14 protein-coding genes are annotated in these 16,458 nt (G+C 43.6%); 11 read left to right on the top strand and 3 right to left on the bottom strand.

Annotation, left to right across the window (positions count from 1 at the left end; translation table 11 throughout):
• Positions 1-188 precede the first annotated feature (188 nt).
• From DWV73_RS06735 to DWV73_RS06685, 10 genes are all read left to right on the top strand, one after another.
• Positions 189-788: a methyltransferase domain-containing protein gene (locus tag DWV73_RS06735; RefSeq protein ID WP_117796223.1), complete on the top strand. Its 600-nt coding sequence runs from the start codon at positions 189-191 to the stop codon at positions 786-788.
• Positions 785-1,255 carry an LURP-one-related family protein gene (locus DWV73_RS06730; protein WP_117796222.1) on the top strand — a complete coding sequence of 157 codons (471 nt, stop codon included), beginning with the start codon at positions 785-787 and terminating at the stop codon, positions 1,253-1,255. Before DWV73_RS06735 ends, DWV73_RS06730 begins: the two co-directional genes overlap by 4 nt.
• A gap of 828 nt (positions 1,256-2,083) precedes the next feature.
• A complete protein-coding gene (locus DWV73_RS06720) occupies positions 2,084-3,229 on the top strand; it encodes an ROK family transcriptional regulator (protein WP_117796220.1) in 1,146 nt (381 codons plus the stop codon).
• Position 3,230: 1 nt separating this feature from the next.
• Positions 3,231-4,736: a hydantoinase B/oxoprolinase family protein gene (locus tag DWV73_RS06715; protein ID WP_117796219.1), complete on the top strand. Its 1,506-nt coding sequence runs from the start codon at positions 3,231-3,233 to the stop codon at positions 4,734-4,736.
• A 15-nt stretch (positions 4,737-4,751) separates the two neighbouring features.
• Positions 4,752-5,813, top strand: coding sequence for a TRAP transporter substrate-binding protein (locus tag DWV73_RS06710; protein WP_117796218.1), 1,062 nt, complete (start codon positions 4,752-4,754; stop codon positions 5,811-5,813).
• Positions 5,767-6,393 carry a TRAP transporter small permease gene (locus tag DWV73_RS06705; protein WP_117796217.1) on the top strand — a complete coding sequence of 209 codons (627 nt, stop codon included), beginning with the start codon at positions 5,767-5,769 and terminating at the stop codon, positions 6,391-6,393. The genes DWV73_RS06710 and DWV73_RS06705 overlap by 47 nt, the downstream gene beginning before the upstream one ends.
• Entirely contained in the window at positions 6,390-7,742 is a 1,353-nt protein-coding gene (locus DWV73_RS06700; protein ID WP_117796216.1) for a TRAP transporter large permease, read from the top strand. Before DWV73_RS06705 ends, DWV73_RS06700 begins: the two co-directional genes overlap by 4 nt.
• A 692-nt stretch (positions 7,743-8,434) precedes the next feature.
• Positions 8,435-9,268: a basic amino acid ABC transporter substrate-binding protein gene (locus tag DWV73_RS06695; RefSeq protein WP_117796215.1), complete on the top strand. Its 834-nt coding sequence runs from the start codon at positions 8,435-8,437 to the stop codon at positions 9,266-9,268.
• A gap of 174 nt (positions 9,269-9,442) precedes the next feature.
• Positions 9,443-10,132 (top strand): amino acid ABC transporter permease, encoded by a 690-nt coding sequence (locus DWV73_RS06690; protein ID WP_022360148.1) that lies wholly within the window; start codon positions 9,443-9,445, stop codon positions 10,130-10,132.
• Positions 10,122-10,874: an amino acid ABC transporter ATP-binding protein gene (locus tag DWV73_RS06685; protein WP_117796214.1), complete on the top strand. Its 753-nt coding sequence runs from the start codon at positions 10,122-10,124 to the stop codon at positions 10,872-10,874. Before DWV73_RS06690 ends, DWV73_RS06685 begins: the two co-directional genes overlap by 11 nt.
• Positions 10,875-11,348: 474 nt before the next feature.
• On the opposite strand, the gene DWV73_RS06680 is transcribed toward DWV73_RS06685, so the two are convergent.
• The 3 genes from DWV73_RS06680 to DWV73_RS06670 form a co-directional block, all read right to left on the bottom strand.
• The gene (locus tag DWV73_RS06680) at positions 11,349-12,248 is read right to left on the bottom strand and encodes a tyrosine-type recombinase/integrase (protein WP_117796213.1); all 900 of its coding nucleotides are present in this window, start codon (positions 12,246-12,248) and stop codon (positions 11,349-11,351) included.
• Positions 12,249-12,269: 21 nt separating this feature from the next.
• On the bottom strand, positions 12,270-13,208 hold the full coding sequence (locus tag DWV73_RS06675) for a tyrosine-type recombinase/integrase (RefSeq protein ID WP_117796212.1): 939 nt from the start codon (positions 13,206-13,208) through the stop codon (positions 12,270-12,272).
• Positions 13,209-13,419: 211 nt separating this feature from the next.
• On the bottom strand, positions 13,420-13,920 hold the full coding sequence (locus DWV73_RS06670) for a MarR family transcriptional regulator (protein ID WP_107000566.1): 501 nt from the start codon (positions 13,918-13,920) through the stop codon (positions 13,420-13,422).
• A gap of 260 nt (positions 13,921-14,180) precedes the next feature.
• On the opposite strand from DWV73_RS06670, the gene ftsH reads away from it, so the two are divergent.
• Positions 14,181-16,058: an ATP-dependent zinc metalloprotease FtsH gene (gene ftsH, locus DWV73_RS06665; protein ID WP_117796211.1), complete on the top strand. Its 1,878-nt coding sequence runs from the start codon at positions 14,181-14,183 to the stop codon at positions 16,056-16,058.
• Positions 16,059-16,458: the final 400 nt, after the last annotated feature.

Below are 16,458 nucleotides of genomic sequence, written 5' to 3'. Positions count from 1 at the left end.
TACAGAATAGTTATAGTACGAAATATTAGATTTGCCAAGAATTAACAACAAGATCTGCCCATAATAAGACGATGGGAGATTTACATATTTGCAATTTTTTTCTTTCCAAAGCTGCAAGTTGACAAGCGCCGTCAATTTCCTATATTCTGTAGATATAAGAATCGAGTAAATGATACGGGAGATATACCATGAACCAAAATGAGACCCAATGGGATAGATTTCTGAAAATCCGAACAAGCGGCAGAGATGATTCGCATGCGGATCAATACCGATACCCATACGAACCGACGGCATACGTGGTTCTGGAACGGTTGGCGAACAGCGGATTAATTCGGAAGAATAATACCTTATTGGACTATGGAACCGGCAAGGGAAGAGTCTGTTTTTACTTGTCCTATCAGACAAGGAGTAAAACAATCGGAATCGAATACGATGAACGTATTTATCAGGGGGCAGCAGAAAATAAGGAGACGGCAGTGTCCGGAAACCGTACTTCCTTTATCTTAAGCAGTGCGGAGAACTATGAGCTTCCTCCAGAAGTGGACCGGTGTTATTTTTTCAATCCATTTTCGGTAGAGATATTGCACTCTGTTCTTGCCAGGATATATGAGTCCTATTACGAAAATCAGAGAGAGATACTGCTGTTTTTTTATTATCCATCGGAGGAATATATCAGTTGTCTGATGACGGAGGAACAGCTAATGTTTTATGATGAGATCGACACATCGGATTTGTTTCCGGGCGAGGACAAAAGAGAACGGATTATGATATTTGAGGTGATTTTATGAAGCTTTTATTTAAACAGCGGTTATTTTCGTGGTTTGACAGTTATGATATTTATGATGAGTTTGGCAATACAGTATATGTGGTAAAAGGCCAGTTGTCCTGGGGCCATAAGTTGGTGATATATGATGCAGACGGCAATGAAATTGGAATGGTTGTTCAGCGTGTACTGACATTTCTGCCAAAATTTGAGATATATAAAAAAGGCACCTATATCGGATGCTTGAGTAAAGAATTCTCTTTCCTGATGCCGCATTACAATATTGATTACAATGGCTGGCATATCGACGGTTCGATTATGGAATGGGATTATAATATCCTCGATCAAAGGGGATATTCGGTTGCCAGTGTCAGCAAAGAGCTGTTCCATATGACGGACACGTATGTTATTCAGGTAAATGAGCCGGAATATGCACTGGATGCATTAATGTTTGTGCTGGCGATCGATGCGGAAAAATGTTCGAGGACGTAAGAAAGGGTGCGTCTGCTTTTTGCTACAAGAGCACCGAGGCATTCTTGAATAATGACAGGACGATATGGTGAACACAAAAAAGAAACGAGCATCCCGCTTAAGCAATAGCTGTACGGTAACAAACCCATTTCTTGATTATATGATACATTGAACAGTATTAAATGTCAACGAAAAAAAGCATAAGAAATTTCAATGAAAAGCCAGCCAAGCTATTCATCGGAAAGACCATAGAAAAGCTAGGTTCAGATACACTGATTACTCTCCGTGCGTCCGGACCTGTTTTTTGTTGCTATCGTTTCTTTCAGTTGCCTTTGCCACGCCTGCTCTTGGGAGATTTCAGCATATCAGATTTACGAAGAATGCCCATGTTCGATATGGAGAATGTACAAGCCGCCTGGGAAGAGCGAGATAAGGAAATGTTGAAAGTTCTACTGCATGGGTATGTGTGGAACCATATAGAAGGTTAGTAAAAACATTCTTGAAATTGTTGATTCGTTACAGGTTGACAGTTACTGTCATCTTTGGTTTGTAATTGCATTTTTGTTAGATATAATTGATTTTATGAATTATCAATTGCATTGCAAAAAGAGTTCAGCATATATAGACGTGTATCTTGAAAATGACATTTAGTTTTCTGAAGAAACAAATTATGTGAAACGCGTTTTGGTAATTTTTACGAAAATATAAAGATATTTTGTTGAAAAATCCTATTGAAAACAGAATAATAAAAGTGTATTTTATATATAAATCCTCTTGCTTAATACGAGAGGTAATTTTTAAAAGAATTAGTAAGTGCACTGAACTAATTAAGTGAGTAAGGGGTGTAATATGGAGAAGAATGGAAATTTAGGGCATTTAGAATTAATACGAAAAATTAATCGGACATTGATTCTGAATATGGTCAAGGAGAAACAGCCGATTAGCCGTGCACAGATATCAAAGGCATTAAATTTAAGTAAAACAACAGTTAGTGCGATTGTAGATGAATTAATTAAGAAAAAGCTCCTAGTTGAGTATGGAGACTGTATGTCTCCATCAGGGGTTGGACGCCCATCTACTATGTTGGGATTTAATCCAAAATCTGCGTATTGTATTGGCATGGATATTGGCGGAACAAAACTTTTGTTTTTGATAACAGATTTGGTGGGTAATATTGTGTACGAAAAAAAAATACCAACCAAAAATCAGTTTGAGGAATTAGTCCAGATTGTAGAGGAGTCATTAGAAGCAGCAGGAATTAAACGAGAAATGATATTTGGCATGGGAATTGGAGTCCCGGGAACGGTGGATTCAGATGGAACAGTGGTGCGTGCCAAAGCATTATCGTGGAATCAATTTCCTTTGCAAAGTTTAATGAATGAATATTTTTCATTTCCAGTGTATGTCGGAAATGATGTGAATCTGGCAGCATTAGGTGAACGTTGGATAGGTTCAGGTGAACAGACGGATGATATGTTGTTTATTGCATTGGGAACAGGTATTGGCGGAGCATTAGTATGTGGTGGACAGTTGGTATTGGGGGCTCAAGGAAGAGCAGGAGAATTAGGATATTATTTAGAAAGTTCTGATGTGGAAAAAGGGGAAATTAATAAATTAGGACAACAGGGAATTTTAGAAAAAAAATGTTCTGGCTCGGCACTGGATCAAATTGTTGGTTCGGCAGAAGCATTATTTACAGCATATAGCCGAGGAGATGCCTCAGTAATACCGGTAATAGACAAATTTGTTCGTGATTTTTCAGTTGCGATAGCCAATACGATTAGTCTTTTAAATCCAGAGAAGGTTGTAATAGGCGGTGGAGTTTCTGATTCTATGGGATCTGTGATTCAGCGGATTCGAGAGGAGGTTGGCAGGCTTACGCCAATTCAGGCGGATATTTGTTTGGCAAACTTGGGAGGAAAAGCAGGAGCTCTAGGAGCAATTAATTTTGCTTCAAAAAAAATCGAAGAGCAGGATATACAGGTAAAAAAATAAAATAGAGAAAAATACAAGAGTTCATTCAGGAGTGTTGCCTTGGGGAGTAAAGGGAGCTTTAAAGCATATTAACAAAAAAGAACTGAAACCTGGAGATGCTATCATGCACAATGATCCATTCATTGGTGGAACTCATTTGCCAGATATTATTATCTTTTCTCCGATCTTTTTTAAAGGAGAGCTAGTAGCTTTTGTAGGAAATCTGGCGCATCATGTAGATGTGGGAGGAAAGGTTCCGGGTTCGTTAACACCAGATGCAACGGAAATTTTCCATGAAGGGATTTGCTTCCCACCAGTAAAGATAAAAAAAGAAGGAAAAGTAGATCCTGAGATTTTTGCTATGTTTCGCTCTAATATCCGAACAAAATACGAAAGTAGTGGAGATTTGATGGCTCAGATTGCAGCAAATAATGTAGGAGAAAAGCGGTTTGAGGAATTATGTGATGAGATGGGCGTAGAAGTAGTTCTTGAGGCAATTGCAGAGTTAGAGAACTACTGTGACCGGCGAATGGGAGCAGAGTTAGAAAAACTTCCGAAAGGGACATTTGAATTTGAGGATTTCTTAGAGGGAGATGGAATTACTACAACAGAGCCATTAAAAATCAAGGTAACAATTACTACAGGAGGTCCACATATTAAAATTGATTTTACGGGAACATGCCCTCAGGTAAGAGGACCTTTGAATTGTGTTCGTCCGATGGCGTTGGCTTGCATTTATTATGTTGTTCGAGCAGTGACGGATCCCACGATTCCACCGAATTCTGGAACATATCGCCGCTTTGAGGTTATAACACCGGAAGGTTCCTTGGTAAATGCGGTATATCCAGCAGCTACCGGTTCTGGAAATTCTATTACGTGTCAGCGTTTGGTAGATGTACTGCTTGGTGCACTGGCTCAAGTGGTTCCAGAAAAAGTATGTGCGGCTGCTTGTGGATCTATGAATGGAATTCAGCTGGGTGGTTATAATCCAGAAACACATTCGTTCTTTGCTAATGGTGAAACTGTTGGAGGAGGATATGGTGGAATGTGCGATCAAGATGGAACCAGTGGAGTTAATACGCATATGACTAATACCAGAAATACACCAGTAGAAGTTCTTGAAAGAATCATGCCGGTTAAGGTAATACGATATGGTTTAGCTCCAAATTCTGAAGGACCTGGTAAGCACAGGGGTGGATTTGGAATTGAGCGAGTCCTGGAATTCCAGACAGATGAGGTGGACTGCTTTATTGCCTCTGATCGTGTTAATACGGCACCGTGGGGATTGAATGGTGGAAAAGCAGCATTAGGAGCTCGTTTTACAGTAAATAGAGCTGATGGAACGGAAGAACATTTGCCTTCGAAAGCAAGGGTGCGTTTTTATAAGAAAGATAGACTCTATATTCAGACAAGTGGCGGCGGAGGTTGGGGTAATCCGCTTGAGAGAGATAAAAAAGCATTAAAGTGTGATGTGAAAGATGGCTTGATCAGCCAGGAACGAGCAGAAAAAGAATATGGTGGATGTTGAAAAAGGAGGAGTACAATGAAAAAATTAATTGCAACGACAATGGCAGCAATGATGGCATTAACTATAGTTGGATGTGGAGGTAATAATACAGTTGCACTGCAGAGCGATAAAGCGGAAGAAACTACGAAAGCAGATTCAGATGCAACTCATCTTGTTTTGACAACATCAGCGTTAGATCCAGAGGTTGCCCCGGATTATAATCCCTGGGCTGATGGACTACTGAAATTTAAAGAAGAGGTGGAGAAAAATAGTAATGGCCGTTATGTAGTAGATATTTATTGGTATTCCAGTTATGCCAGCGATGCGGAATCCTTTCAGATGATTCAGGATGGGGAGACGGATTTTAACTTTGGTGCCGGAATGTCTAATGTAGATAAGAGATTTGCATGGCAAAGAATTCCATTTTTATTACCTGATTTAGACACAGTGAGGGAAAAGCTTGCTAATCCGAATGCAGAAGGATTTGCTATTAATACAAAGCTTTATGAAGAAAATGGAATTAAACTTTTGGCACAAAACAGTGGCTTACAGCGCCACATCTTTTCGACAGATAAATTGATTAAAGTGCCGAAGGATCTGGCGAATGAAACGTTTCGAACATATGAAGATGCTATTGTTAACGAATTTTATGGCGGTTTGGGAAATATCGCAATTATGCCATACGGAGAGTTATATACATCGCTGCAGAATGGTTTGATTACGGCTACGGATCAGCAGATACCTTCATATATTATTGAAAATTATTATGAAGTAGCACCATTTTATTCATATGTTGGAGCTCAGTGGACTTCGTATAGTTTGATGATGAATTTAGATAAGTTTAATCAGTATAGCGAAGAGGATCAAAAGATATTTGTGGATGCTGCCTGGGCGTGTTCAGAGGCTGAATATGAATCTTATAAAGATATGAAAGCAGACGCAGAAAAATTCTTTGATGAAAAAGGAATTACATATTATCAGCCAACAGATGAGGAATTGAATCAATGGAAAGAGTATGCGGCTTCTCTGTCGGATAAGTGGAGAGAACTGATTGGAGAAGAATTATACAATCAGGTATCTGAGCTGTTTAATTATTAATGGTATGGGGGATGCTGCAAGTGGATTGATATCTATGTTTGTAGTATCCCCTGCTTTTTTATTTACCGTTAAAGAGAGGAGGAACGTGGTGAAATTTTTAAAAAAATTAGATCATATAGTTGAATTTGTGGTTGGAAATTTAGCGGGTATTTTGTTGATTGTGATGATGATTATGGTTAATCTGACAATCTTCAGTCGTTGGGTATTTAATATTAATATGCACGGCTATGAGGAATTGCCAACAATTCTATTTATTGTATTTGTATGGCTTGGAGTAATACTGGTTGTGCGTGATGACAATATGCTAAAAGTCGATTTCTTCTTGAATCTGTGTAAGACGGAAAAGTCAAAAGAAGCACTTCATTTGTTTAGTTTGATTATTTCTACTATAATATGTGGATTATTTATGCCATTAACATTTAATTTAATGATGACACATATTGAACGTAATACGGTGTCTCCAGCTGTTGGATTTAGCATGTGGTGGGTATATGCTTCTGTATTTTTAGGAGCTTTGGGGATGATGGTTTATTATGTGGTGAATGTTTGTAAATCTATAAGGAGGTTACGCACATTATGATATTTGGAATAGCTGCAGTATTAATTTTACTCATGATTTTTTCCGGCGTTGCAGTTCCGTTAGCATTTTTGGGCGGCTCCTTTTTTGTGGCATATATGGGGCTTGGAAGTACAGGAACGTTTGCAACGAATGCGTTTTACATTTTGAACTCTATTTCTATGTTGGCGATTCCGCTTTTTATAGTAGGAGGTTCTTTGATTGAGCGAAGCGGAATTGCAAATGTGCTGATTCGGGTAGCGGATAAGATGCTACATAATGTAAAGGGAGGATTGACGGCCACAATTCCAGTAGTTTCCTGCTTTTTTGGAGCCCTTTGCGGTTCGGCATTGGCAACGGCTAATACACTGTCAACAGCTATGGTGCCAGAATTGGAAAAGAAAGGATATGATAAAGCATATTTAGCGGCATTAATTGCAGCTTCCAGTCCTTTTGGCTTTATGATTCCACCAAATGTAAATGCTATTATTTTTGCATCCGTGTCCTCGGCATCGGTTGGTGCTTTATTTATGGCTACGATTGTGCCGGGATTAATATGGGCAGGGCTCTATTTGATCATTAATCGGATTATTTATATAAAATATTATCATCCAGAATATGCGGGTAAAACAGTTGCATCCGTTTCTGCATGTACTGAAGATAATGAGCCTAAAGAAGAATCAGAAAAAAATGCGCGTGAGACTATAAGCCGGAATAGATTTTTTTTAGAGCTTGTTGTAGCAGTTTTAATGCCGGTAATTGTGTTAGGGGGTATCTATGGCGGCATTTTTACAGCGACAGAAGCAGGTGCAATTACCTGTTTATATGGAGCGATCATGGGAGTGGTAGTTTATAAAAAGCTTTCTCTGGTTCAATTGATGGGCGTTTTTTCTAAGGGAGTCAAGGATGTTTCGGCATTGGTTATAATGTTTCCAATGACTTTGATTTTCAGTCGCTTGATGACACTTAACCATATTCCTGAGTTGGTGGCAGAGTTAATGTTGGGAATTACCAATAATCGTATTGGTCTTATCCTGTTAATAGATCTTCTGCTGTTTTTTATAGGTTTTTTCTTGGATGGAAATGTTATTATTTTGACGCTGGTGCCGCTTCTTACACCGATTGCTACTGCATGTGGGATTGATACAATTCAGTTAGCAGTAATCGTTTTTGTTTCGATCGGTATTGGCTCAATTACACCGCCAATGGCTACTTGTCTGATGGCATGTTCCAGAGTTTGTGATGTTCCGATTCATAAACTTATTAAACCTATTCTTCCATTTTTGCTTTTTGGTGCATTACCTATTTTGCTGCTGGTATCGTTTGTTCCTGTCGTATCAACCTGGTTGCCGGGCTTGTTTTATAGTTTCTAGTCAACGCTATTATAACGAATGGATTGCTTTTATGCGTTTTTTTAGCTGAGGCGCTGAACTATCAAGGTGTTGTCAAGTGCTTGTTGAGTTATTGGTAGAAAAAAGGAAATTTTTTTCAAAGAAATTCTCTAAGTAAATGATATTGCCTGTGGAGAGAACGTGAAGTTTGAAAACAGGAAACACAGAAAAAACAAAAATTTGGATTATTGAAAAAAATATATATCCAGTCTTTGGCAGTTGAGTGAAAATAAAATCGCTGTAACCCTTGTATTTGCTGGGGTGCAGCGATTTTTGTTGCTGTTGCAGACTATAGTATTTTTTTCTTCCTTGTCCATTTTTGGAATTGTTCTCATTTTACTGTTCGTTATGAATTGATAATCCGTTCGGAAACCGGAAACATTCTTCGAGCTGTCATCTGCTTTCATTTACTTTCAAAATTTCACTAACCTGATTATGCAACTATTAAACTCCCGTGCCAAGAATTAACAACCAGATCTGTCCGTAACTGGAACCGTACAAATTGGAAAAGAATGCATAATCATACAAAACCATGTAAAAAACAGGAATTCAGGCTTGATTATTTATAAAAATGCGGTATAATGTATTCCTAGATACAGTAATAAAAGTAAGAATATTCGTATTTACTGCATAAAAATACAAAAGCAGCGAATAGAAATGAGGAGGAATTTATTATGAAAAAGAAATTAGCAGCAATCGCTATGGCAACTGCTATGGCAGCATCGTTAGCAGCATGCTCTTCCAAACCGGCAGAGACAACCGCAGCCGCAGAGGAGAATGAGGAGACAACCGCAGAGGCAGCAGAGGGCAGCGAGGCAGCAGAAGCTGGCGACAGCGCATTTGCAGGAAAGACTCTGGTTATGTCCACCAACGCTGAGTTCGCACCGTATGAGTACCACGATGGAAATGATATCGTAGGTATCGACGTAGATATTGCAAACGCTATCTGCGAGGATATGGGAGCATCTCTGGAAATCACCGACGTAGCATTCGATTCTATCATCCCGGAGGTTCAGTCCGGCAAAGCTGATTTCGCAGCAGCAGGTATGACTGTTACCGAGGATCGTCAGACCCAGGTGGATTTCTCTGACACTTACGCAATCGGCGTTCAGTCTGTTATCGTAACAGAGGACAGCGACATCGCATCCCTGGATGATTTAAAGGGCAAGCAGATCGGCGTTCAGCAGGGTACCACCGGCGACCTGTACTCCACCGATGATTTCGGCGAGGAGAGCGTACAGAGATTTTCCAAGGGCGCCGATGCAGTACAGGCGCTGTCCACTGGCAAGATCGATGCAGTTATCATTGACAACAAACCGGCACAGGTATTTGTAGACGAGAATGAAGGCTTAAAGCTTCTGGAAACACCGTATGCAGAAGAAGAGTACGCAATCGCAGTTAAGAAGGGCAATACAGAGCTTCTGGACGCTATCAACGCATCCATCGCAAACCTGAAAGAGTCTGGAAAACTGGACGAGATCGTTGAAAAATACATTACCGCTGAGTAATATAAAAGAGAATTGAAATGAATCGTCAGATGGATGGATTCAGGTGATCCGGAAAACACCCAGAGTGCTTCCGGTATCTGACGGAACGGAAAAAGGTTGCTGCAGAATGGCGAAAACACGGTTCGGCGGCAGCCCTTTTTCAAGTCTATATCACCTTACAAGGAGGAAAACAGATTGGAGAAACTCAAGCAGGCCTTATATTTAAACCTGATCAAGGATGACAGGTGGCAGTATTTGACAGGGGGCCTAAAAAATACCCTGATCATCACGTTATTTGCGACCCTGATCGGCATTGCCCTTGGTCTGCTGATTGCGATTGTCCGTGCAACTCACGACAAAACCGGAAAAATGAAATTTTTAAATGGTGTCTGCCAGGTATATCTGACGGTCATCCGGGGAACGCCGGTTGTCATCCAGCTGATGATTTTCTACTACTGTATTTTTGTATCGCGTGTATTTGCTGGCGTCTTTGTCGGTGTGATCGCGTTTGGTCTTAACTCGGCAGCGTATGTAGCGGAGATCTTCCGTTCCGGTATCATGTCGATCGACGAGGGACAGATGGAGGCAGGTCGAAGCCTTGGTTTTAACTATGTCCAGACGATGCGCTATATCATTATGCCGCAGGCATTTAAAAACGTACTTCCGGCACTTTGCAATGAGTTTGTTGTTCTTCTGAAAGAGACTTCGGTAGCCGGTTACGTGGCGGTGCAGGATCTGACGAAGGGCGGCGATATCATCCGTTCCAGAACGTATGACGCGTGGACACCGCTTCTGATAGTGGCTGCTGTTTATCTGGCGCTGACGATGATCTTCAACCACTTTGCACAGAATCTGGAAAGGAGCCTGAGAAAGAATGAACGATAAAGTACAAAACGGAGAAGTGATAATTGACATCAAGGATCTTTCCAAGGCATTCGGTGATTTAAAGGTCCTGACTAATATTTCTACCCAGATACGCAAGGGGGATGTTGTCTGTGTGATCGGACCATCTGGTTCCGGTAAATCCACATTTCTGCGCTGCATGAACCTGCTGGAAACTCCGACCGGCGGACACATCTATTTTGAGGGAACGGATATCACGGATCCAAAGACAAACATTGACAAACTCCGTCAGAAAATGGGAATGGTATTCCAGCAGTTCAACCTGTTCCCGCACATGACGATTCTTGATAATATGACGCTGGCACCGATGAAACTGCTCGGACGCCCGAAGGACGAGGCGGAGACGGAAGCATTGAAACTTCTGGAGCGTGTCGGATTAAAGGAAAAGGCATCCGCCTATCCGGGACAGCTCTCCGGCGGTCAGAAACAGCGTGTGGCGATCGTCCGCGCCCTGGCAATGCATCCGGATGTGATGCTCTTTGACGAGCCAACCTCTGCGCTTGACCCGGAGATGGTAGGCGAGGTATTAAACGTAATGCGCCAGCTTGCCGAGGAGCACATGACGATGGTCGTGGTTACCCATGAGATGGGCTTCGCCCGCGAGGTGGCAACCCGCGTCATGTTCATGGAGGGCGGCAACTTCATCGAAGAAAACGAACCGAAGGAGTTCTTTGAGCATCCAAAGAGCGAAAGATTGAAGGCATTTTTGAGTAAGGTGCTGTAAGGAAATTTAATATTAGGAAAAGCCCGGTAGGGAGAGAATGTATAGAACAATTCTTTCTGCCGGGCTTTTTTATGTCTGTAATATCTTTATGCGTTTTCTATTATCCATCTGGTTCTTCTAACTTCCGTTTTGAAAAATGTTTATTTGGAAAGAAAAGTTGTTAAAAAAATTGCAAATATATAAAACAAAATGAAATCTCCCATCGTCTTATTAGTAGAACAGCAGAAAAGGAGGAAGATTCTGAAAAGAAGGCGGAACAGAATGTTGAGACAAAGCTGGACAGTGGGAAGCAGGAGAAAAAAGAGAATGCGGTAGAACGGTCGGTTAAAAACATTAGAACCGATAGCGCTGAGGAAGCACTTCCATATGAGCTCGTGATTGTGGAGGCAGAGAAAAAATAAATCTATAATAAAGGGGAAAGAATTGTGGAAAATGGCAGTTCTTTCCCCTTTTATGGTTTTCACACGCCTGTGCCTACCACGTCACCACCCGGTCAATCACCGTCTGCTGTTCCTGACTCGATTTCATCAGGTAAATCCGGGTTGTTTCGATGCTGTCGTGTCCTAACAGATCCGCCAGCAGGGAAATGTCATTGAACCGTTTCAAAAAATTGATGGCGTAGCGGTGCCGGAAAGAATGCGGGTACATTGTTGCCGGATTGATGCGGTAGCGCTTTGCGATGTTTTTTAACTGCATCTCGATGGCGCGTGCGGAGATGCAGGTGCGGCGGCGGGTCAGGAAGAGAAAGCCGCTGTCGATGCCGCGGGAGGCAAAGTAGGGGATTGCTTCCCCGCAGAGGGAGCGGGGGAAGAACAATCGCCGTATCTTGCCGCCTTTGGAGTAGAGATCGAGATAGCCAAGCTGCAGATCCTCCATTTTGATCTGGCGCAATTCACTGACGCGCGCGCCGGTGGAGGCGAGAAAACGCACGATGAAATACCAGAAGTAATTTTCATCCTTTTTTAGCCGCCGTTTGAGCCGGTCGTAATCTTTCTGGGAGATCACTGTATCAAGGTAGGTGTGCTTCTGCTCCCGGATGGGGCGCAGGCGGTAGTGACCCGTGGGAGTGATGCGGAGTGAATCTGTGGGGGCGGATATGGGTGATTGAAAATTCGCCTTTTCATTATCTAACAATCCACTGTTTTGCATAAAATCCAGAAACCGGTTCATTCCCAGAATCCGCGTATTCACTGTCGATGGCTTATAACATTCCAGCAGCCAGCGCCGGTACGACTGCAGGTGCTCGACCGAAAGGCTGTTATAATGCGAAAAAAACAGCCGGACGGAACAGCTGTAGACCCGGATGGTGCTGGCGGCGTGCCCCTGTTGTTCAAGGTAAACGCCAAAGTCGGAAATAAGTGTTTCAAAATTCATATGTGCTTCATTTACTCCTCTCTACCAGGTGACTACCCGGTTGACAATCTCATACTGCTCGCCGCTGGAACGACGCAGGTAAATCCGGGTTGTTTCGAGATTTTTGTGTCCAAGCAGGTCGGAGAGCAGGGAAATATCGCCGCATTTTTCGATAAAACTCTTGGCAAACCGGTGGCGGAATGCATGCGGATGTACCATTTCCGGTGTCATGTGGTAGGAGAGGGCGATGGTTTTGAGCTGGCTGCGGATGCCGCCTGGAGAGATGGGGGAACCGAAGCGGTTGAGGAAGATGGGACCGTGGGATTTGTGGAGAAAGGAAAGCCATTTGAGGGTATCGGTTCGGAGTGACTGTGGGATGTAGATGCGCCGGACTTTATTTCCTTTGGAATAGATGTCCTTATAGCCGGAGAAAATATCTTCTGCCTGGAACTGAATCACCTCGCTGACCCGGACGCCGGTTGCCGCCATGAAACGGATGAGAAAATAGTAAGTGTACCGTTCATCCCGAAGCAGGCAGCGTTTCAGGTATTCATAATCCGCCTCGCTGATCATGTGATCCAGATAGGTTTTCTGCTGGATTTTTACCATGGGAAGATGCCCGGGATAGAGCTTTTTAAAATCCAGGTAGGCATTCAAAGCCCGGATCCGTTGGTTGATGGTCTGCGGCTTGTAGTGCTCGAGCAGAAAGATTTTGTATAGCTTTAAATTGGGGTAGGTAATGTCACGGTAATAGGTAAAATATTGCCGTACCGCATAAGTGTAAGCGCGGAGTGTCTCATCGGCAAGGTTGCGCGTGAGCAGGTAGCGGGCAAATTCGTCCGCGGCCTTTTGGGCTCTTGCAGGTGCGGCAGCACGCGTTTGACCGGAAAGGCGTGGAATGGCAGCAGAAGTTTGCCTGGATGAGAGGGGGAGAGTGTGCTTGCTATGAGCAGCGTGTGGAAAAATATGATTTTCTATCATTTGTGGCATAATATGTAGGAACCTTCTTTCTGTATCATTGAGAAACGTCCATTGGCACAGAAAGAAAACTCTGCCGAGGCGTGGAACACACCGGAACGGATGAAAGGATGAAATGGCAGAGAAATCAATCCGGAATGCTGCTGGACGTTACAAAAGTCAATTATACAGGATTTAAAAGAAAGCGGAGAAAAAAGTGTCTCCGGTGTCTTTATCATACGGATACATTCTTCGCAGGTTCATCGGTTTCACAGTTGAATTTCTTCATTAATTCCATCAGGCGGCACAGGCACTCGTCCATCGATGCCAGTTCTTCCGGGGTGTAAGCGCGCAGCCCAAACAGGGTGGAAGACAGCATTTCCTGCTTCATCTGGTTCATCATCTCACGACCGGAATCGCAGATGCGGATGTAGACGCGGCGGCGGTTGGCTGTATCGTGGATCCGCTCGACCAGACCGCGTTCCTCAAGAACCTTGATCATATGGGAGAGCTGCTGCTTTGTGATACTCAGCTTGTCCGCCAGCTCAGACATGGTATAGTCTTGATCTGCCCAGCTGTCGAGCGCGATCAGGGCAAAAAATGGAAGCGAGTTGACTTTCATATCATGGCTTGGCTGGTAGTGGCATTTCGCCAGGGAGAGAAAGCCGAGTGCAAACTCCAGGAAGTGGATACCGGTGTTTTTTAAAAGATTTGAATTTTTTTTGCCTGGATTCATAGGAAAACCTCCAAATTTAAATATCAAAGTAATAAAATGCGGTCCATTTCACAAACATAAATTGCAAACAAGGAAACATCAATTTACTTGTACTCTAGCACATCCAGACAAAAAGGTCAACAAATATAAAAAGTAAATAAATATTTACTGTTGTGGATTGACAAATAACAAAGAATGCGGTATATGTTAATGTATCACGAAACGATGTGACAGAAACACAGAAACCATCTGTCACAGACTCACAATAAGGAGAACAATCTATGGTAGAGAACACGAACGGCGGCGGAAAGCAGCCGCCCAGAAAATCATTTTTATATTATTATGGATTGGTTATGCTGATTGTCATGCTGTTAAATATTTTCCTCTTTCCATCTATGATGGATCGGACGCAGCAGGTGCGGTTTGACCAGTTCAGCGATCAGTTGAAGGAAGACAATGTCGATGAAGTGTATGTGACGACGAACAATGAGATCGTTTATACGCTGAAAAATGACAATAAAAACACAGCGTGGAATGTCACCTACAAAACCGGCGAGATTCCGGGTGTCAACCTGTATGATCTGCTGGATGGTAAGGATGTGAAATACAGTGCGGAGATCAACACACAGGCGTCCCCGCTGCTGAATTTCCTGCTGACCTGGATCCTGCCGCTGATTCTCTTTGTGGGAATCGGACAGCTCATGGGACGCTCGCTGATGAAACGGATGGGCGGCGGACCCGGCAACGCAATGACGTTCGGCAAGTCCAATGCAAAGATTTATGCGGAATCCGAGACCGGCATCACCTTTGCGGATGTGGCTGGTGAGGAAGAGGCGAAGGATGCGTTAAAAGAGATTGTCGATTTCCTGCATAAGCCGGAAAAATATTCGGAGATCGGTGCGGTGCTTCCGAAGGGTGCACTTTTAGTCGGTCCTCCAGGAACCGGTAAAACAATGCTGGCGAAAGCGGTTGCCGGTGAGGCACACGTTCCATTTTTCTCGATCTCCGGTTCGGAATTTGTTGAGATGTTTGTCGGCATGGGTGCGGCGAAGGTGCGTGATTTATTTAAACAGGCCAATGAAAAAGCGCCGTGTATCGTATTTATCGACGAGATCGATACGATTGGTAAGAAGCGTGACGGCGCCGGCATGGGCGGCAATGACGAGCGCGAGCAGACGCTGAACCAGCTTCTGACTGAGATGGATGGTTTTGACGGCAAGAAGGGGGTTGTCATTCTGGCGGCGACCAACCGTCCGGAATCCCTCGATCCGGCGCTGCTTCGTCCGGGACGTTTTGACCGCCGGATTCCGGTAGAGCTGCCGGATCTGAAAGGCCGTGAGGCAATTCTGAAAGTCCATGGCAAAAAGGTTAAAGTGGATGAGAGTGTGGATTACAATGAGATCGCCCGTGCCACCAACGGTGCGAGCGGCGCGGAGCTGGCAAACATTGTCAATGAGGCGGCGCTGCGGGCAGTCCGGATGGGACGAAAGACCGTGTCCCAGCAGGATCTGGAAGAGAGTGTCGAGACGGTTATTGCCGGATATCAGAAGAAGGATGCCGGTGTTTCCGGGGATGAGAAGAAGATTGTCTCCTACCATGAGATCGGTCATGCGCTGGTAGCGGCGCTGCAGACGCACTCGGCTCCGGTCCACAAGATCACGATTGTGCCGCGAACCTCCGGGGCACTCGGATATACGATGCAGGTGGAGGCGGATCAGCGCTTCCTGATGAGCAGGGAAGAGGCGTTCAACAAGATCGTGACACTGACCGGCGGCCGTGCGGCGGAGGAGCTGATCTTCCATTCTATCACGACAGGGGCTTCGAATGATATCGAACAGGCAACCAAGATCGCCCGTGCGATGGTGACGCGTTACGGCATGAGTGACCATTTCGGCATGGTAGCGCTCGAGACGGTCAACAACGCCTACTTAGGCGGCGATACTTCCCTGGCTTGTTCGGCAGAGACGGCGGCGAGGGTCGATGAGGAAGTGATTGCGCTGGTAAAGAGCGCGTATGAGAAAGCGAAAGCTATTCTTTCCGGGCATGAGGATAAGCTTCATGAGCTGGCAGACTATCTTCTGGATAAGGAGACGATCACCGGTGAGGAGTTTATGAAGATTCTGGAAGAGAAGAAAGAGGATGGCGAGGCAGAGGCTTAAAACAGAGCCGTGTATTATAAGGTGGACGGTTACGTGTTTGCCGAAGTTATAAGAGAAATCAGTTACAGTGAGCTGAGCAGGTATCAGGCATTTTGAAAGGAAATGTCTGGTGCCTGTTTTTGTGTTATCTGCGTCGAAAAAAGATGCTGGCAGCTGATTCCTCCGGTGTTCCCTTCCTGCATATCGGGGGATTACAGGAGGAAAACAGAAATAAGTAAAACTTATGAAAAGAGATTAATAAATATCACAGTAAAAATCAGGCAAATTCCTTGAAAATCGTCTGTAAATATGCAATAATATTTCCTGTATCGATCCAAATTTTCGGGAATGCGGTTTTATTTTCGGATTTCAGGTTCTGCGAGGGAATTCTGACAAACGATGAGAAAGGGAGAGAACCGCA

It is taken from the genome of Clostridium sp. AF12-41 (genome assembly GCF_003461685.1).
GTDB lineage: Bacteria > Bacillota > Clostridia > Lachnospirales > Lachnospiraceae > Otoolea > Otoolea fessa.
Note: the sequence above shows the minus strand (reverse complement) of the source record. Positions and strands in the feature narration are given on the sequence as shown.